Source organism: Catenulispora sp. MAP12-49 (assembly GCF_041262705.1).
In the GTDB taxonomy this organism is placed as follows: Bacteria; Actinomycetota; Actinomycetes; order Streptomycetales; family Catenulisporaceae; genus Catenulispora.
Genome location: NZ_JBGCCP010000012.1, coordinates 91,331 through 113,990, shown reverse-complemented (window position 1 = coordinate 113,990; position 22,660 = coordinate 91,331). Strand labels below are relative to the sequence as shown.

The window sequence follows — 22,660 nt, the reverse complement described above, 5'->3', positions numbered from 1 at the left end:
CCATGGACGAGATGGCAACCCTGGCGGCCGCGGCCGCCGCGACCCTGGTGACGGCGATGGCCACCGACACCTGGACCGGGGTCCGCGACACGGTCGCGAAGCTGTTCCGCCGCCGGCGGCGCGGCCGGGCCGCCGAGCGGATCGAAGCCGAACTCGACGCGGACGCGGCCGCCGTGGCCCGCGCCGCCGAACCCGACGCCGCCCGGCGCGCGCTGCTCGGCCGGTGGACGCTGGAGTTCGCCGCGCTGCTGAACGACGACCCGGACTGCCTGGTCCCGCTCGCCGAACTGGTCGTGGCCTACTCCTCGGACCTCGGTGAGAACCGGCGGGTCTTCTTGGCGAACCAGACGGCCGCCGCGCACGAATACGCCACGGTTTTCGCCGTCCAGCACGGCGACATGCACCTGTACGGCCACCTGCGGACCACCACCGACAGGACAGGACCCTGATGCCCGCCGAGCAGCCCTCCCGCCTGGCCGCCGAGGGCGGCAAGGCCTTGGTCGCCGCGATGCCGACCCCGGCCTGGCCGGCCCTGCGCGAGGAGGCGCTGGAGGTGTTCCACGGGGTCGGACGGGAGCTGGAGGCCGTCCTGGTCGCCGAGCTCGACGTGAACGCGCGGATGCTCGCCGGCGCCGCCCCCGAGCACGTCCCGGTCCTGCGCCAGATGCTGGCGGCGCGCTGGAGCGGACACCTGGCGCGGGTCCTGACCGAGAACCCCGGCGCGGACGAGGCGGTGCGCCGGCTGGTCGAGCGGATCGGCGCGGCGGCCCTGGGCACGGAGCGTGCCGGGAAGACGATGACGAACATCGCCAGGGACCACTCGACACTGTTCGCGGTGATGGACGGGAACATCATCCAGCACCTGCAACGCCGGGACGACGACTCTCAATAGTCATATCCGGGTACTTCGTGCGTGTGTCCCCGTCGGCGTGCCGAACCGGAGGAACGCACCGAGGCCAGTAGCCTTCGGCAAAGTTGATCATGACAGCCCCGATCACGGACCCGGAGACCCCTGATGAGAACCGCCACCCTCGGCACCGCCCTGACCCTGACTCTGACCGCGACAACGGCCCTCACCCTGACCCTCACCGCACCCGCGCACGCCGACGCCGGCGGCCAGGTCCTGCTGGCCAGCTGCACCGCGACGATGACCGGCACCTACACCTCGCCCCTGGACCCGGGCTCGACGGACGCCCAGCAGCCAGACTCCTTACCCCAGACCGGCACCGTGACCTGCGTCGACGACGCCGGCCAGCCCCTGGTCCGCGGCACCGTCACCCGCACCGCGGACCTCCCGGCAGCGCAGTGCAGCGGCATCACCTACAGCGACCCCTCGACGACCCGAATCGCCTGGGCCGACGGCACCACCACCACCCTGACCCTGGACCAGGCCACCGTCATCGCGGTCCTCGGCACCGCCTCGACCACCGGCACCGGCACCGCGACCCCCGACAGCACCAAGTTCACCGGCGACTCCATCGACGCCGCGGTGATGACCTCCGGCCCGGGATGCGGGACGGCCAAGGGGCAGACGGACGTCGCCTCGACGATGGTGTTCACGCTCGCGCATTGAGGGGTGCCTGAGCCCGCTCGATCGTGGACATGGCCGGTGAGCCCGCGCCGGCTGCTGCCGCAGGTCTGGCTGGTGCGTCCGCGCCGGCCAGACCTGCCGCGAGCCTGGCCGGTGCGCTCGCGCTGGCTCCCGCCGCAAGCCTGGCCGGCATGCCCGCGCCCGATTCGTGCCCTGAGCGCGATCGGCGCGGGCTTCTGCTGCTTCATCGGCCCGGCCGTGGCCGTCAACCCCGGTTGACAGCCGCCCCGTCGTCAACCTACATTGACACCATGACCGAGGCAACAGATCTGGCCGCCGCGGCCGGGAGCACCGATCCGCGCGAAGGGCTCCGTGCGGTCGCCGCGCTGGGCCGGCTGCTGGAGAACCTGGAGACGCTCCAGGTCGGCCATGCCCGGGCCAAGGGCTGGTCATGGCAGGAGATCGCCGATGAGCTCGGCGTGAGTAAGCAGGCTGTCCACAAGAAGCACGCCGGGCGGACGCGGGGAGCGTCCGTGGCGGCGTCCGAACAGGAGATGTGATGTTCGAACGGTTCACGGCCCGTGCGCGGGCGTCTGTGGCGGGCGCCCAGGACTCGGCGCGGGCTCTGGGGCACTGGCACATCGGGACCGAGCACCTCCTGCTCGGGCTGCTCGGCGAGTCCGAGGGGGTCGCGGGGCGGGTGCTCGGCGGGGCCGGGGTCACGCGGGAGCGGGTGATCGCCGGCATCGGGCGGATCGAGCAGGCCGGGCAGGCGCCGGATCAAGATCTGGTCGAGAAGGACACCGCGGCCCTGCGGAGCATCGGCATAGACCTCGACGCGGTACGCGCCGCCGTCGAGGAGTCCTTCGGGCCCGGCGCTCTGGACGGGGGAGGTGCCCACGGCCAGGGTCATCAGGGTCCGTGGTGGCGCCGGCGGCATCGGCAGGAGCAGCGTGCCGGCGGAGCCCCGCGCGGCCACATCCCCCTCACGCCGCGGGCCAAGAAGGTCCTGGAGCTGTCGCTGCGCGAAGCCCTGGCGCTCAAGCACAACTACATCGGGACGGAGCACCTTCTGCTCGGGCTCATCCGCGAGGGCCAAGGCCTGGCCGCCCAGATCCTGCGCGACGAGGGCGTGTCCCTGGAACACCTTCGCGAACTGGTGCTCGCGGAGCTCCAGCGCGCCGCTTGACCGGGGCCACCAGCCGCTGTCTCAAGCCCCGCAGGCCTGCTTCCCGCCGGCCGGCCGCTGCCTCAAGCCCCGCGGGCCTGCTTCATCAGCGTCTTCCCGAAGTCCCACATCATCCCGGTCCCCTTGTGCGCGTCCTCCATGACGTCCTCGAAGGCCGCCAGGAACTCCGCGACCTCCCGCTCGCCGATGGTCAGCGGCGGCAGCAGCTTCACCACCTCCAGATAGTCCCCCGACACCTGTGTCAGGATCCGGTGCCGCCGATACAGGGCCATGACGATCATCTGTGAGAACAGCCCCTTGCGGGCCGCCTGGAGCATTGACCACCCGGCCTTCAGCCGCAGCGAGGAGGCCTTGCCGAACTCGATCCCGATCATCAGCCCCCGGCCGCGCACGTCGGCGAGCATCTCGTATCGTCCGATCATCTCCTTCAGTCCCGCCACGAGCTGGTCGCCGGCCTGCGCGGCGTTCGCCGTCAGGTCGTCGTCCTCCAGCACCGCCAGCGTGGCCAGCCCAGCGGTCATGGCCATCGCCATCGACCCGAAGGTCGAGTCGTGCACCAGGACCCGGTCCATCGAGGAGTAGACCTTCTGGAAGATCCAGTCTTTGCCCAGCGTCGCGCCGACCGGCACGAATCCGCCCGACAGCGTCTTGGCGACGGTGACCAGGTCCGGCTCCAGCCCCTCGGCCTCGTACGCGAAGAAGGTGCCGGTCCGCCCCAACCCGGTCTGCACCTCGTCGCAGATCAGCAGCGCCTTGTGCTTGCGCAGCAGCTCCTGGGCCTGCGGCAGGTACCCGGCCGGCGGCAGGAACACGCCCTTGCCCTGGATCGGCTCGACGATGAACGCCGCGACGTCGCCCTTGCCGAGCTCGGCCGCCAACGCCGCCAGGTCCCCGAAGGCGACGGCGTCGCCGGGCAGCAACGGCCCGAACCCGGCCCGGAACTCCTTGGCCCCGTTGACCGACAACGACCCCGCGGTCAGCCCGTGGAACGCGTGGTCGGCGTACAGCACCCGCGGCTTGCCGGTCGCACACCGCGCGAACTTCAGCGCGGTCTCCACCGCCTCCGTCCCGCTGTTCGCGAAGTACGCCCGCTCCATCCCCGGCGACTTCACGACCAGCTGCTCGGCCAACAGGCCGGCCAGCAGCGCGCAGTCGAACTGCACGAGGTCCGCGAACTGCATATCGAGGTACTGGTGCAGCGCCTTCCGGACAACCGGATGGTTGCGGCCCAGCCCGAACACGCCGAACCCGCTGAGGAAGTCCAGGTACCGCTGTCCGTCGGCACCCGTCAGGTAGGCCCCGTCCGCCTTCTCATAAACGGTGTCGAACCCGATGGTCCGCAGCGTCCGGGCCAGCTGGGGGTTGCAGTACCTGGTGTGCAGGTCATACCCCTCGCCTCGGCGCGCGGCGAGTAGTTCGGCGAGGTCGAATCCCATGCAATGAGTTTCGCCTACAGATGTCGGTTACCGCATGTTAGACACGATTCGCCATGGATGTCGGACCACGATGGAAAAAGGGCGGCGGACCGGGAGAACCCGATCCGCCGCCCGCTGTCTCAGAACAGCGCTACCGGCGTCAGTTGACGTTCAGCGCGTTGTCGTCGACGACGAACGAGGTCTGCAGCGAGGAGTCCTCGGCGCCGGTGAACTTCAGCGTCACGTTCTGGCCGATGTAGCTGGCCAGGCTGAACGAGTGCTGGGCGTACCCGGTGTTGTGGTTGAGGTTGGAGTAGGTGGCCAGGGTGCCCAGGACGGTGCCGGAGGAGTTCAGGACCTGCACCTTGAGCGTGTCGTACGCGGTGCTGGTCGAGGTCTCGGCGGTGTCGATGTGCAGCCAGAAGGAGAAGGTCGCCGTCTTGCAGGTGGCGGGGATGCTCACCGCCTGCGAGAGGGTGTCGGTGTGGGTGGTGCCGTAGCCGTCCATCCAGGCGTCGTAGCTGCCGGAGTGGGCCGGCTCGCTGCTGGTGTCGCTGTTGATGACACCGGTGGAGGCCGACCACGGGGCGGCGCTACCGGTCTCGAAGCCGGCGTTGCCCAGCAGCTGGGTCGCGGAGCAGCCGCCGCCGGTGGAGCTGACCGTCCAGGTGAAGGACGTCGAGCCCGAGGCGGTGCCGGAGGAGGCGGTCACGGTCACGGAGGAGGTGCTGGCCGTGGTGGGGGTGCCGGTGATGGCGCCGGAGCTGCTGATCGACAGGCCGGCCGGCAGGCCGGTGGCCGAGTAGGTCAGCGCCTTGCTCGCCGAGTCCGAACCCGAGATCTGCAGGGTGCTGATCGCGGTGCCGGCGGTCGAGGACTGGTTGCCCGGGTTGGTCACCGAGACGGTCTCGGTGCCGCCGCTGCCGCCGGTCTGCAGGCCGGCGATGCCGTTCGGGGTGCCGATGCCGGTGGGGCCGTCGTAGCCGGTGCCCGCGGTGCACAGGTAGGACGGGCTGCAGGAGCCGTCGTTGCCCGAGGTGACGTCGTAGAAGTTGCTGGTGTGCTGGTAGATGTCCTGCGCCGGGGTGGCGCCGGCGTTGCCGGCCAGGGCGTACATCGCGGCGACCATCGGGGAGGACGCCGACGTGCCGCCGACCTCGTTCCAGCCGGTGTTGCCGTTGGACGTGTCGTAGACGGCGACACCGGTGGCCGGGTCGGCGTCCGCGGCGACGTCGTTGTCGACGCGCTTGGAGCAGCCCGACGGCAGGTTCAGCGAGGTCTGCCACGCGGGCTGTGCCTCGTAGGCCGAGCAGCCCGAGCCGGTGCCCTCGGAGCCGGTGGTGGTGTTCCAGACCGACTCGGTCCAGCCGCGGCTGTTGGAGGCGGTGGCCAGGTTCGTGCCGCCGACCGAGACCACGTTCGGCGAGGTCGCCGGGTAGGACGCGCCGTAGTCGGAGTCACCGGCGGACACCGTGGTCACGGTGCCGGTCGCGTGCTTGAAGTAGGTGTTGTCCGACGACGGGTCGGTCGAGGACTCCGAGCCGCCCCAGGAGTTGGATATGTACGTGGCGACGTTGGCGGCGGCGGCCTGCGCGGTGTAGAGGCCGGTGCTCTGGTCGTCCTGCGCCTCGACCAGCACGATGCTGCACAGCGGGCAGATCGCGGAGGCCATGTCCAGGTCCAGCGACTCCTCCAGCGTCCAGTCGTCGCCCGAGGGCGGCGCGGAGGGCAGCGGGGAGGTCGCGCCGTTCTGGTTGACCTTCTTGAAGTTCGCCGCCGGCAGGCCCGCCGCGGTGCGGTAGGCGGCCAGGTCGGAGGCGGCGTTCGCGTCGTCGTAGGCGTCGACGATGGCGATGGTGCGGCCGGCGCCGTTGGCGGCGGCGGCGGCGGTCAGGTTGTACGCCGACTGCAGCTGAGAGGGGCCGTACCCGACACCGGACGGGATCGCGTTGGGCGAGACCGCGGCGGTCATGGAGTGGATGCCGTTCCGCTTCAGCGCGAAGCAGGACTGGTGCCCGGCCACGATCACGGCCGAACAGGCGTGGGTCGAGCCCTGGTTCTCCGCGCTCGCCGCGGGCTGCGCGGCGTGGGCGGAACCGGCGGCCTCTGCGGCGATCAGGTTCACGGATGCCGAAGTGGTCGCCGCCGGCGCCGGGGAGGCGGTGGCCCCCGAAGCGACGGCGACGGTCAGCGCGCTGCCCAGGGCAACGGCTGTTGCCAGGCGCGCGGTCGCGCGCAGGCGTGAAGTGTTTCTCACGGGGATGGTTTCCCTCTCGCTGTGGGGAGGCGGCAGGACGTGCAGGCCGGCCGCCTGTGGTGGGGTTTGGGCGCGGTCGATCGAGAGGAGACCTGGCGGTGCGTGTGGGTGTGCGCCAGCCGCATGCGGAGGTGGGGTACCTGTAGGTCTCCGCCGCAGTTGACCAACGCGTCTCGATCCGGCCGTGCCGTTTGTGTACGCCTTGCTGTTCTGCTGGGCGAGAACGACCGTGCGTCGTGCCGACCGAACGGACGGTTCCCTCCAGGCCTCGACTAGGGAAAGTAGCGCCACGGAGTTGGTCGGTCAACGTTTTCTTATGTAAGAGTATGGATGAGGATCCATTGGATACCGTAGAAGGCGTACGCGCCGGTAACGTCTTTTGGCCTGCGTTTTTCAGTCAGGTTACGAAGTAACCCTTGATCGCTGGCGGGAGTCCGTCATCCTCCGGCAGCTGAGTGCTACGGACCATAGTTGTCAGCTGTCGCGCACCAGAGTGATCCGGCTGATGTCGAAAACACTGCGAACGGTCGTCTTCGGCCCGATCACGATCGCGGCGAACAACGCCCGCAGCACCGCGGCCTTGCGGGTGTCGGGCAGCCGCTCCCAATCGCCCGCCGCTTCCGCCCCGGTGGCCACACCGTCCAGCGCGCCGAGATCGCGCAGATCCACCTGGCCGTGTTCGTGCCGGAATTCGTGGCGGAGTCCGTCGGGCCGGCCGGGTGCCGGCTCCGCCAGTCCGCGGCGCACGCTCACCGGGCCGTCGTGGTTGATCGAGCCGTCCCGAGCGGTCAGCAGCGCCACGGCCGCCTCGCTGACGAAACGTTCCAAAGAACCGGCGGCTATGTGCTGGTTGCACTTCCTGGGCAGCGGGCTGTTCAAGGAAGCGCAGGCGTACATGCGGTAGTCGCCGACGATCGAGCCGACCATGTGGACGCGGCACTGCCCGCACACGACCAGGCCGGTCAGCAGATAACGCGCACGTTTCCGGTGCCCGGCATACGCCGCGGCCCGCGCCGCACGCTCCTCCTGCACCGTCCGCCAGACCTCGACACCGACGCACGGTGCCCACGTCCCCGGGCGAAGCCCGCCCTCCTCGCGGTTCACACTGCCGCGGAAGACCCGCAGGCCGGCGTACCGAGGGGCCGCCAGGATCCGGTCGATGCCGGTGGTGGTCCACGTGCTGCCGGTGGACGTCGGGACGGCGCGCGCGTTCAGATCCCACGCGATGGCGCGCAGACTCTCGCCGTCCAGATACCGGGAGTAGATCTCATGCACCACCCGGGCTTCGCTCGGAATCAGGGCCCGCATACCGACCTCGTAGCCGTACGCGAGGCGTCCGCCGCCGTGCGGATGCCCGGACTCCGCGGCCAGGCGATGAGCCGCCCGAACCGAATCCGACAAAGCAGCGGAGGTGCGGCTCAGCTGCCGGGCTTGAGCCAGGGCGGCCTTGCGCGCTCTCGTGTCCCGGAGGTCCACACCGTCGCCGAAACCGTGGAGCACCACCAGATTCTCCTCGGCCAGGGCCAGCAGCTCCATCGCGTCGGCCGGGCGGTGACGGATCAGCATCGAGGGCCGGAACACCAGAACCGTGTCCACCCGGCCGGCGCGGACCGCCTGCAAGAGCCGAGTCCAGCCGGGTCGGCCGGCCTCCGGCTGCCACACCGACCGCTGCCGGTCGGCGAACACCGACTCGGGGCGCACGCTGATCCGGAGCTTCGCGGCCAGCGCGCGGCCTTGCCGCTCCTGGGCATCGACCGGCGATTGGTCGGCGTCGGCGCGGTGCGGAACACAGCAGTAGAGCGCGCCGCGTCCCGCCTGATCCAGCAGCTCGGGCATATCAGGACACGACGGTGCCGGCGGCCGCCTTCGAAGGCTGCTCGTCCGCGCCGGCGGCGTGCCCGGGATCGGCCGGGGTGCCGAGCGGAAAGGCGCAGCCGTCGACGCCGAGGTGGACCTGCTGCCCGGCCGCCGGCGGTTCCTGCGTGACGTAGGCGATCAGCGGCGGCCCGGCGATGTGGCTGTCCTCGAGGGTGAGCTCGATCCGCCAGTCGGTGCCCCGGAACCGGGAATCGAGGATCCGCGCCGGGAAGGCGTCGGTGCCGGTGTCGGTGCCGGTGCCGGTGCTGGTGTTGGTGTCGGCGCCAGTGTCTGTGTCCGGCCCGGGGGCCGCGATCCGCACCTGGCCGGGGCGCAGCATGACGGTCGCCAATCCGTCGGGGACCTCGGCCCCGTCGGGCAGCGCCACGGTACCCAGCGCCGTCTCGGCCAGACCGCCGCGCACGACCGCGGGGAGCAGGTTGGCCTCGCCGAGCGTCCGCGCTATGTCGGCATCGGCAGGCCGGTGGTACAGCGCGTGGCCGCTGTCGGCCTGCACGATCCGCCTGCCGCGCAGCACCGCGATGAGGTCGGCGAACGACAACGCCTCGTCGACGTCGTGCGTCACGAGGATCGCGGTGGCGTTCGCCGCCCTCAGTGCCGCCGCGACCTGGGCCCGTACCTCGGTGCGCAGTGCGGCGTCCAACGCGGCGAACGGCTCGTCCAACAACAGCAGTTCCGGGCGCGGGGCGAGTGCCCGCGCCAATGCGACGCGCTGCTGTTGGCCGCCGGAGAGCTGATGCGGATGCCGGTCGCCGAGCCCTGACAGCCCGACCAGGTCCAGCAGCTCCTCCACGCGCTCACCGCGTCCGGCACGCGGCAGGCCGAAGCCGATGTTCGCGGCGGCCGAGAGGTGCGGGAACAGCGCGCCGTCCTGCGGGACGTAGCCGATCCGCCGGCGTTCGGCCGCGACCTGCGTGCGCTCGTCGTTCAGCACGCGTCCGCCGACCGCGACCGTTCCCGCGCTCGACCGGTGGAATCCGGCGATGACCCGCAGCAGTGTGCTCTTGCCGCATCCGGAGGGGCCGAGGATGCAGGCCAGCGTCCCGTCCTCGATCGTCAGATCCAGGCCGTCCAGGACCGCGGAGGCGCCGTGGCCGGCCCGCAGTCCGGTGATCGTGAGTCCGCTCATGTCAGGCTTCTTCCTTCAAGCTGCGGGCGGGTCCGAGCGTGCGGCGGGTCAGCAGGACCACGGCCGGGACCGACAGGACGGTCATCATCGCCGCGTAGGGAGCGGCGGCGCCGTAGGCCAGTCCGGTGGTGTACGACCAGAACCGGGTCGCCAGGGTCTCGGTCCCGGTGGGATGCAACAGCAGCGTCGCGGTCAGCTCGGTGCTGGCGGTCAGCGCCACCATCGCGAACGAGGCGGCCAGCCCCGGCGCGATCAGCGGCAGCGTGACCCGGCCCAGCACGGCCAGGCGGCGCCGGCCGAGCGAGCGTGCCACGTCCTCGACCCCGTGCGGGACGTGGGCCAGCGAGGCGCGCACGGCCGTCAGGGCGAGGGGGAAGAACAACACCACGTAGCCGGCGACGAGCATCGGAGGCTGCTGATACCAGGGCTGGGCGTAGCGGATCGCGAAGAACACCACGGCCAGCGCGACCGCGATGCCCGGCAGGGCCCGCGTCAGGTAGGCCAGGCGCACGATCCCCTCGGACGCGTGCCCCGGGTGGCGCCAGGCCAGCAGCGCGACCGGGACCGCGGCCGCCGTCGCCACCGCGGCGGTGACCAGCGCGTACCCGGCGGTGGTGGCGGTCGCCGTCCAGATCGAGGCCGAGGGAAGCGTGCTGGAGTTGCCCTTGGCCAGCCAGTATCCGAGTGCGTATACCGGGACGCCGAGCGTGGTGCCGACCACCGCGGCCAGTCCCAGGAGGGCCGGAATCCGGCCCCGGCCCAGCGCCAGCGGATCGGCGGGCCGCGCCGCCGCGCCTTCCCGGACCACCCTGACCCCCCGGCCCCGCCGGCGTCCGGCTCCGGCCTCGGCCCCGGTCACCAGTACGGCCAGCACGATCAGCACCAGCGCCAGCACGGACGCCGAGACGGTGTCGAAGCTCGTCTCGAACTGCGTGTAGATCGCGGTGGCGAAGGTGGTGTAGCGCACCATCGCGAACGCCCCGTACTCGCCGAGCAGGTACAGCGACACCAGCAGCGCGCCGCCGGCCAGCGCCGGCCGGGTCTGCGGCAGCGTCACCCGCCACAGGACGCGCCATCGGCTGTGGCCCAGGCTGCGCGCCACCTCCTCGGTGGCGGCGTCGCTGCGCCGCAGGGTCGCGGCCACCGGCAGGAACACCAGCGGGTACAGCGAGGTGGTCATCACCAGCACCGCGCCCCAGAAGCCCTGGACCGACGGGAACAACGAGACCCAGCAGTACCCGTGCACGAACTCCGGGACCGCCAAAGGCATCGCCAGCAGCACCGTGAACACCCGGCGCCCCGGGATGTCAGTGCGCTGCGTCAGGAAGGCGGCGCAGAAGCCGATGAGCAGCGTCGCCGCCGTGACGGTGACGGTGAGCTCCAGCGTGTGCCACAACAGCGTGGTGACCAGCGGGCGGCCGAGCAGCCGGCGGACGGAGTCCCAGCCGGACTGGCCGGCCTGCATCACCACGAACACCAGCGGGCAGCACACGACGACCGCGACCGCCGCGGCCATCAGCGACAGCACCAACGGGGCGCCGGAAGCCCGGCGGCGCAACGCCGCCGGGTTCATCGCCCTCAGGACCGAACGCGGCAGGGCGGCGCGGGCGGGAGCAGCGGGCTGGCTCACGAAAGCAGGCCGACGCTCTGCAGCAGATCCAGTGCCTGCTTGCCGTCGCCCAGATCAGTGGCCGGCACCAGCGGTCCGGCGGCCGACAGCGGCTTGTCCAGCTTCGCGGCGGTCACGCCGGGCAGCAGCGGGTACTCATAGCTCTGCGAGGTGGCGATGATCTGCTGACCCGGCTGGGAAACCAAGTAGGCGAGCAGCGCCTGGGCCGCCGCCTGGTGCTTGCTGGAGGACAGGATCCCGATGCCGGAGACGTCCACCATCGACCCCGGGTCCCCGGCGGCGAAGGAGGCCAGCGCGCTGTGCACGGCGCCCGCGCCGACCTCGTCGCGCATGCGGTACCAGTAGTAGTGGTCGACGACGCCCCCGGCGACCTCGCCCTTGTTGATGGCGGAGATCAGGTCCTCGTTCGAGTCGTAGACCTTGCCGTTGGCCTTGAGCCCCTGCAGCCAGGTCTTGGTCGCGTCGGCGCCGACCGCCTTGATCATGCGCGTGACGATCGGGGTGAAGTCGGTCTCGCTCGGCGCGATCCCGAGCTTCCCCTTCCACGCCGCGCCCGCCAGGTCCTGCACCGACGTCGGCAGCTGCGAGGTCTGCACCGCCGAGGTGTTGTACGCGAACACGGCGCTGCGGGCCGACACCCCGAGCCAGTCGCCGCCGGCCGAGCTGTCCGCGGCCGGCACCGCGCTCAGCGTGCTCGCGTCCACCTTGGCCAGCAGGCCCTTCTCCTCCAGCGTGGTCAGCGCCGGAGGGTTCTCGGCGAAGAACGCGTCGGCGGGGGAGGCCTTGCCCTCGGTGAGGATCTGGTTCGCGAGCTCGGCCTCGTCCCCGGAGCGCACGTTCACCTTCACGCCGGTCTTGGCCTCGAAGGCCTTCACCAGCGCCTGCACGGTCTGCTCGTGCTGACCGCTGTAGAGGGTGATCGACTGGCCGGCCAGCGACCCGCCCGCTGACCGGCCGGCCGCCACCGGCTTCGAGGACCCGCTGCCGCACGCCGCCAGCACCACACTGGTCAGGGCCGCTCCGACCGCGACCACCGCTGACTTCCGACCGGACCGTACGGCATGCGTGAGCACCGAGAACCTCCCTGGGGACGACGAGACTAGGCACACCTTACTTAGGTATGCCTAAGCGAAGAAGAGGGGGGTCGGCGGATGCCAGGGGGCGCCCGGGTGGCGCCCGGCCGGCGCGCGTTCAGTCTTCCGGGATCACCAGCTCGGCGTCGATCCCGTCGGCGAGCGGGAAGTAGCCGAAGAAGGTGACGCCGTCCTCCTGCGCGTCGAAACGCGCGATCCGGACGCCCTCCGGCTCGTAGAACACGTCGCCGGGCCGGAGCAGCACGGCCTGCTCGCCCTCGATCTGGTACACGGCCGCGCCGGACACAATGTTGCCGAAGACCGGTCCGTTGTGGACGTGCAGCCCGGCGGCGTATCCGGGGGCGACGGTGATCCGCCGGATCTCGAGGCGGTGGGTGAGCAGGGGGTCGGGCAGCTTCTGGTCCATGACGATGACGCGGCTCATGGGCGGCGCCGGCTCGGTTTCCGCGTCGGCTGCCTGGGCTGCCTGGGCTGCCTGGGCCGAATCCGTGCGCCACGCGGCGTATTCCTCGTCGGTGACCGCTTCGGCGAACTCGGCGGTCCGGCCGTCCTCGGGCAGCTCTTCGATGGCCAGATGGGTCATCGCCGCGTCGGGGGTCGCGCCGTGCCAGTGCCATTCGCCGGCCTCGATCCGCACGGTGTCGCCGGCGGGGACGGTCTCGACCTCGCCGCCTCGCCGCTGGACCAAAGCCGTGCCGTTTGTGACGACGAGTACCTGCCCGAGCGGGTGGTTGTGCCAGCGGGTGCGGGCGCCGGGGGTGAAGCGCACACTGTCGACCTGCGTGCGCGACGGCCCTGTCGGGGCCGCGAGTTCTTCGATGACGGCGTCGCCGGTGATCCACTCGGACAAAGCGGGTACGCCGGTGCGGGGAGCGCGGGAGATCTGCATGATCACTCTTCCTTCGAGCCTGGGTTGGTTCGGTGGTCAGCGGGCGGCCGGGGCGCCGAGCAGCGCCAGAACGCCTTCTATCGCCTGCTGGAAGGCTCCGGGGTCGTCGTCGGCGCGGGCCAGGACGTATCCGCCCTGGAGCGTGGCGACGATCGCGGCCGCCGTGGCCGCCGGATCCAGGGCCGGGTTCAGCTCGCCGTCGGCGACGCCCTCGGCCACCAGGGCCGCCAGACGCTCGCGCAGCCAGGTGAGCGTCTCGGCGACCGGCGCCACCAGCAGCGGCGCGTCCATCACGTCAGGGTCCTGGGTCAGCCGGCCGATCGGGCAGCCCTTCAGGACGTCGCGCTCCCTGCGCAGGTAGGCCGCGATGCGCTCCAGCGCGGTGCCCGGCCCGGAGAGGAGCGCGTCCACTTTGGCGCGCATGTCCTCGGCGGTCCGGTCGATCGCGATGCGCGCCAGCTCCTCCTTGCCGGAGAAGTGGTGGTACATGCTGCCCTGGCCGGCCTCGGCCAGGTGCTGGATGTCCTTCGGGCTGGTCCCGACGTAGCCGCGCTCCCACAGCAGGGTGCGGGTGCTCTCGATGAGCCGTTCCCTCGTCGTCATGGGACCAGTGTACATACTAGTAGGTACAGAGGCGCCTACTCCCCGCGCAAAGCCTCCATGACCGGCGCGAACGCCTCCATCCACGGTTCGAGCACGGTCAGGTACGTGAAGCCGTAGCGCTCCCGCTGCGCGCGGATCTGCTCGGCCATCTGCTCGGTGGTGCCGATGAGCAGGATCGGCAGATCGAGCACCTGGTCCTCGGTGAGGTGCGGAATTTGGTCCAGGTGCGGCCGGATGGCGGCGCGGCGGTCGGGCGCGGGCGTGACCATCTGGATCAGGAGATTGAGTTCGGCGGGCTCGGCGCGGTCGGCGGCGAACGTGCGGTACGCGGCGACGCGTTCGTCCAGCTGCTCCGCGCTGATCGCGCGCGGCGTGCCGGTCAGGTCGGCGGGGTCGAAGCCCGCGCCGGTGAACGCGACGATGTCCGCGTGGCGGGCGGCCAGTTCCAGGACGCGGTCGCCGTTGCCGCCGATCAGGAGCGGCGGCCGGGGCTTCTGGATCGGGTTCGGTGTGAAATCCTCAGCCTGGGCAAGCCGTTCGAGCTCCTCGACGGTGCGGCGCAGGTGTGCCACGCGCCGGCCCGGCGTCCCGAAGGGCAGGCCCGCCGTGTCGTGCTCGGCCCGCACATAGCCGGTGCCGAGCCCTAGTTCGAGGCGGCCGCCGGTGAGCTGGTCGGTGGTGGCCACCTCGCGGGCGAGCAGGGTGGGATTGAAGAAGCCCGCGTTGAGCGTGAACGTGCCCAGCCGCAGCCGCTCCGTCGCCTCGGCCGCGGCCACGAGCGCGGGGAACGGCGCGGGCATCCCGAGGTGGTCGGCCACGGTGATGACGTCGAAGCCGATCGCCTCGGCCCTGCGGCACTTCTCCCGCCACGCGCCGGCGTCCGACGGGGTGATCATGTTGACGCCGAAGCGGTAGGGACGGGCCATGGGGGTCACCTCGTGAGTGCTCGATACAGGCTTATTCAGGGTTCTACTATGCCTTTGTCCGTCTCGTCTTGCGATACGAGATGATGCTCAAGCGATCAGTGCCCTGTCCTCGGGTACCCTGATCGGCATGACGAGCGATTTGTCCACATTGCAAGACGAAGAGGCATCGCAGGACGCGCGCAGCCGCCTCCTGGAGCTCCGCGCCAGCATCGACAACCTCGACTCGGCGGTCGTGCACCTGCTCGCGGAGCGCTTCAAGTGCACCCAGCAGGTCGGGCGGCTCAAGGCGAAGCACGGGATGCCGGCGGTCGACTCCGATCGGGAGGCCGTCCAGATCAAGAGGCTGCGCTCCCTGGCCGAGGAGGCACGGCTGGATCCGGAGTTCGCGGAGAAGTTCCTGAACTTCATCATCGACGAGGTCGTCCGCAACCACCGGGCCCACCAGACGCAATAGCAGCGGGGAACGCAAACCTCGGCCGCCCACACATACCGGTGGGCGGCCTTACTGCGTGCCCGTCAGCCGGAGGTCGCGTCCAGGTGCAGCCGCGTCGTGATGCGGTACCGGTCGCCGCGGTACACCGAGTGCGCGAACTCCACGACCCGGCCCGTGGTGTCCTTGGTGGTGCGCTCGACCTGGAGCAGCGGCGCGTAGACCTCGATGTCGAGCAGCTCGGCCTGCTCGGGATTGGCGACCGTGGGCTCCATGGTCTGCACGGCGTCGGAGACCGTGATCCCGTGCCGGTCGCGCAGCAGATGGTAGAAGTTGCCGGACTCGACATCGGCCGGCTTCAGATTCGGCACGAGTGCCGCGGGCACATCGAGCCGCTCGATCGCGATCGGCTCCCCCTCCACCAGCCGCACCCGCACGATCCGCAGAATCAGCGCGTCGGCGGCGATGTCGAAGCGCGTCGCCCGGGACGGCCCGGCAGGGGAGGTCCGGAAGGCGACGACGTGGCTGGTCCAGGTCCCCTCCGCGGACGGCGCGGCCAAAGCCGCCGCCCCATCGGGGCTGTCGCCGGTCAGAGCCTGATCGATCTTGCGCGGACTGGTGAACGTCCCCCGCCCCTGGTGGCGCACCAGGTATCCGGACCGCGCCAGATCCTGCAACGCGGCCCGTACGGTCGGCCGCGAAACCCCCAGCGACTCGGCGAGGTCGCGCTCGGAGTCCAGGCTGGTCCCCGGCGCGGCGGTGTCGATCAGCTGCAGCAGGTGATCGCGCACACGGTCGCGCTTGGCGGTGGCCACTTTGCGGGCCGGGCGGGTCTGGCCAGTCACATCGGATGATTCTGCCAGGTCTGGCCGGTCGGGCGCCCCGGATGGACGGGGCGGCGGGGGGTGGGGCGGGCTGGGTGGTCGGATGGTTGGGGCGGCGCGGCCCGGGCTCAGGTCGGGCCGCGCCGCCGCTCGAGAGCGTTCCGGCCGCGGGTCGGGACCCGTGGCCGGAACGCGGGGGCGTCCGCCGGACTCGGCGATCAGCTGCTCGGCACGGTGTCGGTGAAGTGCGTGCCACCCTTGTAGTAGGCGTTGACCGCGTTCTGCACGTCGGTCGGCGACTGCGCGACGCCCTTGGCGTAGTACACCCAGTTGACCTTCTCGTCCCAGGTGCGGGCGCCGGTGATCGGCAGGTCGATGAACCACTCGTTGAAGTCGATGGTCATCGCCTCGCGGGGGTAGTACTTGCCGGTGCTGCTGAACACCTGCTTGCCGTCGATGTAGTAGGTCACCGTGCCGCCGTAGACCGTGGCGACCAGGGTGTGCCAGCCCTGGAGGCTGCCGGTGGTGTCGTTGGTGACGCGGTCCATCGCGTCGGCGCTGTACCAGCTGGTCGTGTACATCGAGTTCGCCGGGCCGCCCCAGCCGCCGTTGGGGAGGTACTCGAAGTCGTCCTCGCTGTAGAGCGAGTTGTCGGGGGTGATCGTGTAGAAGGTCTCGTTCACGTGGTCGCCGTTGGGGCCGGTGGTCGGGGCGTCGTTGAAGTAGACGCGGGCGGCGTAGGTGCCCTCGAAGAACTTCTGCTGCGTGGTGTCGATCTCGGCCTGCTTGGTGCCGCCGGTGGTGCCGTCGGTCGAGGCCGTCAGGTCCATGGCGTGCCCGCCCTGGGCGGTGGAGTCGCTCGGGAAGCTGAACGTGTCCGCCGACCACGTGTTCTGCACGCCCGGGCCGCCGGAGCCGGTGCGGATCGCCCAGCCGTGCGCGCCCAGGTTCGGGTCGGTCGGCCCGGAGTAGGAGAAGTCGTCGAACAGCGTCCCGGACGGCGTCCCGCCGCCACCGCCGGACGGCGAGCTCGACGGACTCGTGCTCGGCGAGCTGGACGGGCTGGTGGGCGGCGGGTTCCCGCCGGGCGCGGTGCCCGAGACGATCGCCCCGTTGACCGCCAGCGTGATCGTGCTCGACGGGCCGTAGGAGGTCTGCGAGGCGTTGAACGAGTAGTCGTCGGCCTGGTTCACCGGGGCCCAGCCGGCGGCGTTCATGCGCAGCTGCAGGTCGCCGGTCGAGGCGCCGGGGGCCAGCGTGCCGCCGGAGAACCCGACCTCCAGGTAGTGGTCCGCGGTCGCGGTCGGCGAGGGCAGGGTGCCGATGGCGCCGGTGATGTTCCCGCAGCCGATCTGCGCCCACTCGCACGTGAACTGGTACGAGGGCGAGGAGTCGACCGTGAAGTAGTAGCGGATCTTCACCGTCGACAGGTTCAGCGTCGCGCCGCTGGTGTTGGTGACGGTGAACCAGGGCTCGACCATGTCCGAGCCGGTCGAGCCGACGTGGTAGGCCAGCGAGGCGGGGGCGCCGGCGGCGTGCGCGGTGGTGGTCAGCACGGCCGCGGTGAGGCCGAAGGCGCCGGCCACGCCGGCGGCGGTGAAGGCCGCGAGCGAGCGGCGCGGGGCGGGACGGTGGCGCATGTCAGGGAACTCCTTGGTGGGGTTGGTGCTGCCGTGACGGTGCGGTGAGGTGACCACCGAGAGGACCATAGGTAACTTCTTGGCGGTGCTGGCGTTCAGGATGCGACCACGCCACTGGTCTGTCAAGACCTCGTCGCGGGACGTCCGATTTGGCCATTTCTTGAGGTCACACAACATCTTCGGTCCGCTTCTGCCCGAAGTCGGCAGGCCGTGCGGGGTGACCATTGACATTACCAATGGGAAAGTGCAAGCATCCGTCGCACCTCGCTCGTCGAGCTCGTCCAGCTCCTCTCCTGCTCCTCTCCATCCGTCTTCATCTGCCGTCATCCGGCAGAGCTCGAAGCTAAGGATCACCATGCGCATACGCACATCGGCCGCGCTGGCCGTGGGAAGTGTCCTCGTGCTCGGCGTCGCGGCCTGCTCCAGCGCCGGCTCCGGATCCTCCGGGTCCGCCGGCTCGGCCGCGCAGCAGGCCGCGATCGCCGGGGCGGGCTCCGGCGCCGGCAAGACCCTGACCGTCTGGTACATGGACGGCGACTTGTCCGACGCCGCCACCAAGGCGATCAACGACAAGTTCACCGCCTCGACCGGCGCCCAGGTGAAGGTCGAGATCCAGCAGTGGGACGGCATCAACACCAAGATCGCCACCGCGCTGGCCCAGGACAACCCGCCGGACGTCATCGAGATCGGCAACACCGACGTCCCGCTGTTCGCCGCCAGCTCCGGTCTGACGGACCTCAACCCCGTCCTGGCGCAGCTGCAGGCCGGCCAGCACTGGCTGCCCGGGCTCGCGGGCCCGGCCACCATCGACGGCCACAGCTACGGCGCGCCCCTGTTCGCCGGCAACCGCGCGGTCATCTACAACAAGAAGATCTGGGCCGACGCCGGCATCACCGCCGTCCCGACGACCTACTCCCAGCTGACCGCGGACCTGGACGCCATCAAGGCCAAGAACACCGCTCCGGACTTCTCAGCCTTCTACTTCCCGGGCCGCTACTGGTACGGCGCGCTGCAGTTCGTGTGGGACGCCGGCGGCCAGCTCGCCGCGCAGTCCGGCGGCAAGTGGACCGGCCAGCTGGAATCGCCCCAGGCCCAGCAGGGGCTCCAGAACTGGAAGAGCTTCATCGACAAGTACTCCTCGACCGCCTCCCAGGACGTCGACACCACGGCCCCGGACTTCAACACCCTGTTCGCCCAGGGCAAGACCGCGACCATCCTGAACTCGAACGTCAACAAGATCCTGAAGGTGGACCCCTCGCTCCAGGACCAGATCGGCACCTTCCCCTTCCCCAGCGCCACCGACGGCAAGACCCAGCCGGTCTTCCTCGGCGGCTCGGACCTGGTGGTCGCGGCCAAGAGCAAGAACCAGGCCCTGGCCCTGGCCTACCTGAAGGCCGCCACCGGCCCCGGGGTCCAGACCTCGGCGATCGTCGGCATCGACCACTGGATCCCGGCCTCCTCCGAGGTCATCGACCAGTCGATGAGCTCCCTGCCGGACGTCTCCAAGGCCTTCTTCACCGCGGCCAAGACCTCGGTGGCGACCCCCGCCGTGGCCGGCTGGGCGACGATCGAGTCGGACAAGTCCATCAACGACTTCTTCGCCGACATCGCCACCGGCCGCAAGTCCCCGGCCGACGCGGCCAAGACCCTGGACGCGCACCTGGACCAGGCGCTGAACGCCCCGGCGCAATGAGGGTCCTGATGGTAACGGCCGCCGCCCCGACCTCCGCGTTCCCGGGAGGCACCCACCCGTGAACGCGCTGCCCACCCAGGCGCCCCGGCGCCAGGGCACGCCGCCGCACCAGCCCGCCGCCCCCGACGCACCGGGGGCGGCCGGGCCGCGCCGGCGCCGCCAGATCCAGCCCTACGTCCTGCTGCTGCCCGCGATCGTCCTGCTGGCCGCCGTCGTCGGCTACCCGCTCGTGCGCCTCGGCGTCATCTCCACCCAGGGTTTCGGTCTCCGGACTCTGATCACCGGGCGCGCCACCTCCGTCGGCGGCGCGAACTACACCGCGATCCTGCACGACTCGCAGCTGTTCCCGGTCCTGGTGCGCACCGTCGTGTTCGCCGCGACGCTCGTCGCCGGGACCGTCGTCATCGGCTTCGGGGCGGCGCTGATGATGGTCGCCGTGGGCCGGCGGCTGCGCGTGGCGATGATGCTCGCGCTGTTGGGCGCCTGGGCCATGCCGACCGTCGCCTCGACGCTGGTCTGGCAGTGGCTCTTCCAACCCACCTACGGCGTCATCAACTGGCTGCTCACCCAGCTGCACGTGTTCGGCGACCTGCGGCAGCACGACTTCCTCGCCGGGACCACCTCCGGCTTCGTCGTGGTGTGGCTGCTCGTGGTCTGGATATCAGTGCCCTTCGTCGCGCTGACCCTGTACGCCGGGCTGAGCCAGATCCCCGGCGACTACTACGAGGCCGCCGCGATCGACGGCGCCGGGTACCTGCGGCAGCTGCGCACCGTCACGCTGCCCTTCCTGCGCCCGGTGCTCATGCTGGTCACCGTCCTGTCGGTGATCTGGGACTTCAACGTCTTCAACCAGATCTGGATCCTCACCAAGGGCGGCCCCGACGGCGCCACCACCACGATCGCGATCTGGTCCTTCACCAAGGCCTTCGCCTCCCAGTCCTACGGACAGGGCGCGGCCATCGCGGTGTTCTCGGTGGTCCTGCTGGCCGTACTGGTCGGCTGGTGGGTCCGGCGTCTGGTCGTGTCCGGGGAGGAATCATGAGAGCCAAGGGCCGCAACCGGGTCCTGCTGAACATCGGTGCGTCGGTCTTCGTCCTGGTCTGGGCGTTCCCGCTGTACTGGATGGTGAACACCGCCTTCAAGCCGCAGCACGACATCCTCACCGCCACCCCGAAGTTCCTGCCGTTCCCGTTGACGCTGGCGAACTTCGCCGACGCCGTCGGCAAGCCGAACTTCGGCCACTACGTCGTCAACAGTCTCGTCGTGACGCTGTCGGTGGTGGTCGTGGCGACCGTCGTGGGGTTCCTGGCGGCGCTGGCCCTGGCCCGCTTCAAGTTCGTGGGGCGGCGCGCCATCCTGGTCACGATCTTCGGCATCCAGATGATCCCGGCCCCGGCGCTGGTGATCCCGATGTTCCTCACCATGAAGAACCTGCACCTGCTCGACAACCTGCTCTCCCTGGGGCTCACCTACACCGCCTTCGTCGTCCCCCTCACGATCTGGATCCTGCGCGGCTTCGCCCAGGGCATCCCGGTCGAGCTGGAGGAGGCCGCCCGACTCGATGGCGCGAGCCCCGCGCAGGTCATCCGGCACGTCATGCTCCCGCTGCTGGCCCCCGGCATCATCGCCACCTCGATCTTCGCGTTCATCACGGCCTGGAACGACTACATCTACGCCTACGTGATGATGAAGGACGACGCCCACTACACGCTGCCGGTGTGGCTGGCCACGTTCTCCACCAACACCGGCACCGACTACGCGGGCCTGATCGCCGGCTCGACGCTGTTCGCACTGCCCGCCGTCGTCTTCTTCCTGATCGCGCAGACCCGGCTCACCGCCGGCATGACCGCCGGCGCCGTCAAGGGCTGAAACCCTGGCCGAACCGAAAGGCCTTTCGTGATAATCCCCCGCCCCGCCGAGTACACCGCGCACTCCGGCGAGTTCGTCCTGGGACCGGTGCTGGACCTGCACGCCGGTTCCGGTGCCGAGCGCCCCGCCGACCTGCTCGCGGCCTACCTCGGCACCGACCGCCCGCGCACCGGCGCCGGCCCGGCCGCGGGCGAAGGCACCGGTATCTTCCTCTGTCTCGCCGACGGCGCCCACGACCATCCCCACGGCTACGACCTGCTGATCACCCCGGACCAGGTGAGGCTCGCGGCACCGAGCGAAGCAGGGCTCTTCAACGGCGTGCAGACCCTGCGGCAGCTGCTCCCGGCTCAGGCGCTGTCCGCCGATCCCGCCGCCGCCTCGGCCGCCGACTGGCGCTGGCCGGCCTGTCACGTCCGCGACGCGCCCCGCCTGGCCTGGCGCGGCGTGATGCTGGACGTGGCGCGGCACTTCATGCCGATCGAGTTCCTGCACCGCCTCGTCGACGAGGCCGCCCTGCACAAGCTCAACATCGTGCATCTGCACCTCACCGACGACCAGGGCTGGCGCGTCGAGATCGACGGCCTGTCGCGGCTCACCGAGATCGGCGCGACCCGCACCGAGTCGATGGTCGGCCGCGCCGGGTCGACCGTGTTCGACGGCGTCCCGCACTCCGGCTACTACACGCGGCGGGAACTCGCCGGGCTCGTCGAGTACGCGGCGGCCCGCGGCGTGACCGTCGTCCCCGAGATCGGCATGCCCAGCCACACCCGCGCGGCCATCGCCGCGTACCCGGAGCTGGGCAACCACCCCGACGTCCGGCTCCCGGTGTGGACCTCGTGGGGCATCAGCGAGGACATCCTCGCGGTGCACGACCAGGCCCTCGACTTCTGCCGGCACGTGCTGTCGGACGTCATGGCCATCTTCCCCTCCCGCGCCATCCACATCGGCGGCGACGAGTGCCGGACCGTCCAGTGGGCGAACAGCGACGCCGCCCGCCGCCGGGCCGCGCAGGCCGGCCTGCCCGACGTCGCCGAACTCCTGGGCTGGTTCCTGAGCCGGATGCACGACTTCCTGTCCGAGCACGGCCGCCGCGCCGTGTGCTGGAACGACGCGGTGGGCGTCGGCAACCTCGACCCCGGCGTGGTCGCCACCGCCTGGCTGAAACCGGAACACGCCGCGGAGGCCATCGCGCGCGGCCACCAGGTGATCGTGGCCCCGCACGAGCACACCTACCTGGACTACCGTCAGACCGGCCACCCGGACGAACCGCCGTCGGCGGACGACCGGGTCCTGACCCTCGCCGACACCTACTCCTTCGACCCGCTGCCGACCGGCCTGACCGCCGTCGGCGCCGCCGCCCTGGACGACGCCTCCGGCGGACCCGGCGTCCTGGGGACCCAGGCCCAGCTGTGGACCGAGTCCGCACCGACGACCGAGGTCGTCAGGCATCTGCTTTACCCGCGCCTGTGCGCCCTGGCCGAGGGGGCGTGGAGCGACGAGCGCCGCGATCCGGCCGACTTCGCCGACCGCCTGCAGCACCACTTGCTGCGGTTGGACGCGCTCGGGGCGCTGCCTGCCGGTCGGCCGGAGGGGTGGGATCCTGGCGCGGGGCTGACAATGCCCTGACCAACTTGCCTTGGCCAACCCGCCCTGATCGACCTGC

22 protein-coding genes are annotated in these 22,660 nt (G+C 70.8%); 11 read left to right on the top strand and 11 right to left on the bottom strand.

The window, feature by feature from the left end; all coding sequences use genetic code 11:
- The first annotated feature begins 2 nt into the window (after positions 1 to 2).
- The 6 genes from ABIA35_RS22585 (at position 3) to ABIA35_RS22560 (ending at position 2,720) form a co-directional block, all read left to right on the top strand.
- Entirely contained in the window at positions 3 to 449 is a 447-nt protein-coding gene (locus ABIA35_RS22585) for a hypothetical protein (protein WP_370359210.1), read from the top strand.
- A complete protein-coding gene (locus ABIA35_RS22580; protein WP_370359209.1) occupies positions 449 to 892 on the top strand; it encodes a hypothetical protein in 444 nt (147 codons plus the stop codon). The genes ABIA35_RS22585 and ABIA35_RS22580 overlap by 1 nt, the downstream gene beginning before the upstream one ends.
- 123 nt (positions 893 to 1,015) lie before the next feature.
- Positions 1,016 to 1,573, top strand: coding sequence for a hypothetical protein (locus ABIA35_RS22575; RefSeq protein ID WP_370359208.1), 558 nt, complete (start codon positions 1,016 to 1,018; stop codon positions 1,571 to 1,573).
- 36 nt (positions 1,574 to 1,609) lie between these two features.
- Positions 1,610 to 1,810, top strand: a complete 201-nt coding sequence (locus ABIA35_RS22570; RefSeq protein ID WP_370344565.1) for a hypothetical protein — start codon at positions 1,610 to 1,612, stop codon at positions 1,808 to 1,810.
- A 32-nt stretch (positions 1,811 to 1,842) separates the two neighbouring features.
- Positions 1,843 to 2,091 carry a helix-turn-helix domain-containing protein gene (locus ABIA35_RS22565; RefSeq protein ID WP_370344563.1) on the top strand — a complete coding sequence of 83 codons (249 nt, stop codon included), beginning with the start codon at positions 1,843 to 1,845 and terminating at the stop codon, positions 2,089 to 2,091.
- On the top strand, positions 2,091 to 2,720 hold the full coding sequence (locus ABIA35_RS22560; protein ID WP_370344562.1) for a Clp protease N-terminal domain-containing protein: 630 nt from the start codon (positions 2,091 to 2,093) through the stop codon (positions 2,718 to 2,720). The genes ABIA35_RS22565 and ABIA35_RS22560 overlap by 1 nt, the downstream gene beginning before the upstream one ends.
- A 62-nt stretch (positions 2,721 to 2,782) precedes the next feature.
- Here the strand turns inward: ABIA35_RS22560 and ABIA35_RS22555 are convergent, their stop codons facing one another.
- From ABIA35_RS22555 to ABIA35_RS22515, 9 genes are all read right to left on the bottom strand, one after another.
- Positions 2,783 to 4,156: an aspartate aminotransferase family protein gene (locus ABIA35_RS22555; RefSeq protein ID WP_370344561.1), complete on the bottom strand. Its 1,374-nt coding sequence runs from the start codon at positions 4,154 to 4,156 to the stop codon at positions 2,783 to 2,785.
- Between the two features lie 139 nt (positions 4,157 to 4,295).
- Positions 4,296 to 6,392 carry a putative Ig domain-containing protein gene (locus tag ABIA35_RS22550; RefSeq protein ID WP_370359206.1) on the bottom strand — a complete coding sequence of 699 codons (2,097 nt, stop codon included), beginning with the start codon at positions 6,390 to 6,392 and terminating at the stop codon, positions 4,296 to 4,298.
- A 474-nt stretch (positions 6,393 to 6,866) separates the two neighbouring features.
- Positions 6,867 to 8,228: a recombinase family protein gene (locus tag ABIA35_RS22545; RefSeq protein WP_370359205.1), complete on the bottom strand. Its 1,362-nt coding sequence runs from the start codon at positions 8,226 to 8,228 to the stop codon at positions 6,867 to 6,869.
- 1 nt (position 8,229) lies between these two features.
- On the bottom strand, positions 8,230 to 9,399 hold the full coding sequence (locus tag ABIA35_RS22540) for an ABC transporter ATP-binding protein (protein ID WP_370359204.1): 1,170 nt from the start codon (positions 9,397 to 9,399) through the stop codon (positions 8,230 to 8,232).
- A 1-nt stretch (position 9,400) separates the two neighbouring features.
- The gene (locus tag ABIA35_RS22535) at positions 9,401 to 11,029 is read right to left on the bottom strand and encodes an ABC transporter permease (protein WP_370359203.1); all 1,629 of its coding nucleotides are present in this window, start codon (positions 11,027 to 11,029) and stop codon (positions 9,401 to 9,403) included.
- Positions 11,026 to 12,063, bottom strand: coding sequence for an extracellular solute-binding protein (locus ABIA35_RS22530; RefSeq protein WP_370344556.1), 1,038 nt, complete (start codon positions 12,061 to 12,063; stop codon positions 11,026 to 11,028). Before ABIA35_RS22530 ends, ABIA35_RS22535 begins: the two co-directional genes overlap by 4 nt.
- A 157-nt stretch (positions 12,064 to 12,220) precedes the next feature.
- Positions 12,221 to 13,012: a cupin domain-containing protein gene (locus ABIA35_RS22525; RefSeq protein ID WP_370359202.1), complete on the bottom strand. Its 792-nt coding sequence runs from the start codon at positions 13,010 to 13,012 to the stop codon at positions 12,221 to 12,223.
- A gap of 36 nt (positions 13,013 to 13,048) precedes the next feature.
- A complete protein-coding gene (locus tag ABIA35_RS22520) occupies positions 13,049 to 13,615 on the bottom strand; it encodes a TetR/AcrR family transcriptional regulator (RefSeq protein ID WP_370344554.1) in 567 nt (188 codons plus the stop codon).
- A 35-nt stretch (positions 13,616 to 13,650) separates the two neighbouring features.
- Positions 13,651 to 14,541, bottom strand: coding sequence for an LLM class F420-dependent oxidoreductase (locus tag ABIA35_RS22515; RefSeq protein WP_370359201.1), 891 nt, complete (start codon positions 14,539 to 14,541; stop codon positions 13,651 to 13,653).
- 127 nt (positions 14,542 to 14,668) lie between these two features.
- Here ABIA35_RS22515 and ABIA35_RS22510 point away from each other — a divergent pair, with 127 nt between their 5' ends.
- Positions 14,669 to 14,995, top strand: coding sequence for a chorismate mutase (locus ABIA35_RS22510; RefSeq protein ID WP_370344552.1), 327 nt, complete (start codon positions 14,669 to 14,671; stop codon positions 14,993 to 14,995).
- A gap of 62 nt (positions 14,996 to 15,057) precedes the next feature.
- Here ABIA35_RS22510 and ABIA35_RS22505 read toward each other — a convergent pair whose 3' ends face one another.
- Both ABIA35_RS22505 and ABIA35_RS22500 read right to left on the bottom strand, forming a co-directional pair.
- Complete coding sequence (locus tag ABIA35_RS22505; protein WP_370344551.1) at positions 15,058 to 15,816, bottom strand: GntR family transcriptional regulator; 759 nt, start codon at positions 15,814 to 15,816, stop codon at positions 15,058 to 15,060.
- Between the two features lie 197 nt (positions 15,817 to 16,013).
- Positions 16,014 to 17,504, bottom strand: a complete 1,491-nt coding sequence (locus tag ABIA35_RS22500) for a cellulose binding domain-containing protein (RefSeq protein ID WP_370359200.1) — start codon at positions 17,502 to 17,504, stop codon at positions 16,014 to 16,016.
- Between the two features lie 286 nt (positions 17,505 to 17,790).
- Here ABIA35_RS22500 and ABIA35_RS22495 point away from each other — a divergent pair, with 286 nt between their 5' ends.
- Genes ABIA35_RS22495 through ABIA35_RS22480 form a run of 4 tightly spaced genes read left to right on the top strand, consistent with a single transcriptional unit; the run spans position 17,791 to position 22,623 of the window.
- A complete protein-coding gene (locus ABIA35_RS22495) occupies positions 17,791 to 19,128 on the top strand; it encodes an extracellular solute-binding protein (protein WP_370359199.1) in 1,338 nt (445 codons plus the stop codon).
- 58 nt (positions 19,129 to 19,186) lie between these two features.
- On the top strand, positions 19,187 to 20,170 hold the full coding sequence (locus ABIA35_RS22490; RefSeq protein WP_370359198.1) for a carbohydrate ABC transporter permease: 984 nt from the start codon (positions 19,187 to 19,189) through the stop codon (positions 20,168 to 20,170).
- Positions 20,167 to 20,997 (top strand): carbohydrate ABC transporter permease, encoded by an 831-nt coding sequence (locus ABIA35_RS22485; RefSeq protein WP_370344547.1) that lies wholly within the window; start codon positions 20,167 to 20,169, stop codon positions 20,995 to 20,997. Before ABIA35_RS22490 ends, ABIA35_RS22485 begins: the two co-directional genes overlap by 4 nt.
- A gap of 27 nt (positions 20,998 to 21,024) precedes the next feature.
- Positions 21,025 to 22,623 (top strand): beta-N-acetylhexosaminidase, encoded by a 1,599-nt coding sequence (locus tag ABIA35_RS22480; protein WP_370359196.1) that lies wholly within the window; start codon positions 21,025 to 21,027, stop codon positions 22,621 to 22,623.
- The last annotated feature ends 37 nt before the right edge of the window (positions 22,624 to 22,660 follow it).

Excerpts from the sequence above, each read along its gene's own strand:
- ABIA35_RS22585 (WP_370359210.1), top strand. The coding sequence starts at position 3 with ATGGACGAGATGGCAACCCTGGCGGCCGCGGCCGCCGCGACCCTGGTG.
- ABIA35_RS22580 (WP_370359209.1), top strand. The coding sequence starts at position 449 with ATGCCCGCCGAGCAGCCCTCCCGCCTGGCCGCCGAGGGCGGCAAGGCC.
- ABIA35_RS22575 (WP_370359208.1), top strand. The coding sequence starts at position 1,016 with ATGAGAACCGCCACCCTCGGCACCGCCCTGACCCTGACTCTGACCGCG.
- ABIA35_RS22565 (WP_370344563.1), top strand. The coding sequence starts at position 1,843 with ATGACCGAGGCAACAGATCTGGCCGCCGCGGCCGGGAGCACCGATCCG.
- ABIA35_RS22560 (WP_370344562.1), top strand. The coding sequence starts at position 2,091 with ATGTTCGAACGGTTCACGGCCCGTGCGCGGGCGTCTGTGGCGGGCGCC.
- ABIA35_RS22555 (WP_370344561.1), bottom strand. The coding sequence starts at position 4,156 with ATGGGATTCGACCTCGCCGAACTACTCGCCGCGCGCCGAGGCGAGGGG.
- ABIA35_RS22545 (WP_370359205.1), bottom strand. The coding sequence starts at position 8,228 with ATGCCCGAGCTGCTGGATCAGGCGGGACGCGGCGCGCTCTACTGCTGT.
- ABIA35_RS22540 (WP_370359204.1), bottom strand. The coding sequence starts at position 9,399 with ATGAGCGGACTCACGATCACCGGACTGCGGGCCGGCCACGGCGCCTCC.
- ABIA35_RS22525 (WP_370359202.1), bottom strand. The coding sequence starts at position 13,012 with ATGCAGATCTCCCGCGCTCCCCGCACCGGCGTACCCGCTTTGTCCGAG.
- ABIA35_RS22520 (WP_370344554.1), bottom strand. The coding sequence starts at position 13,615 with ATGACGACGAGGGAACGGCTCATCGAGAGCACCCGCACCCTGCTGTGG.
- ABIA35_RS22515 (WP_370359201.1), bottom strand. The coding sequence starts at position 14,541 with ATGGCCCGTCCCTACCGCTTCGGCGTCAACATGATCACCCCGTCGGAC.
- ABIA35_RS22510 (WP_370344552.1), top strand. The coding sequence starts at position 14,669 with ATGACGAGCGATTTGTCCACATTGCAAGACGAAGAGGCATCGCAGGAC.
- ABIA35_RS22500 (WP_370359200.1), bottom strand. The coding sequence starts at position 17,504 with ATGGTCCTCTCGGTGGTCACCTCACCGCACCGTCACGGCAGCACCAAC.
- ABIA35_RS22495 (WP_370359199.1), top strand. The coding sequence starts at position 17,791 with ATGCGCATACGCACATCGGCCGCGCTGGCCGTGGGAAGTGTCCTCGTG.
- ABIA35_RS22485 (WP_370344547.1), top strand. The coding sequence starts at position 20,167 with ATGAGAGCCAAGGGCCGCAACCGGGTCCTGCTGAACATCGGTGCGTCG.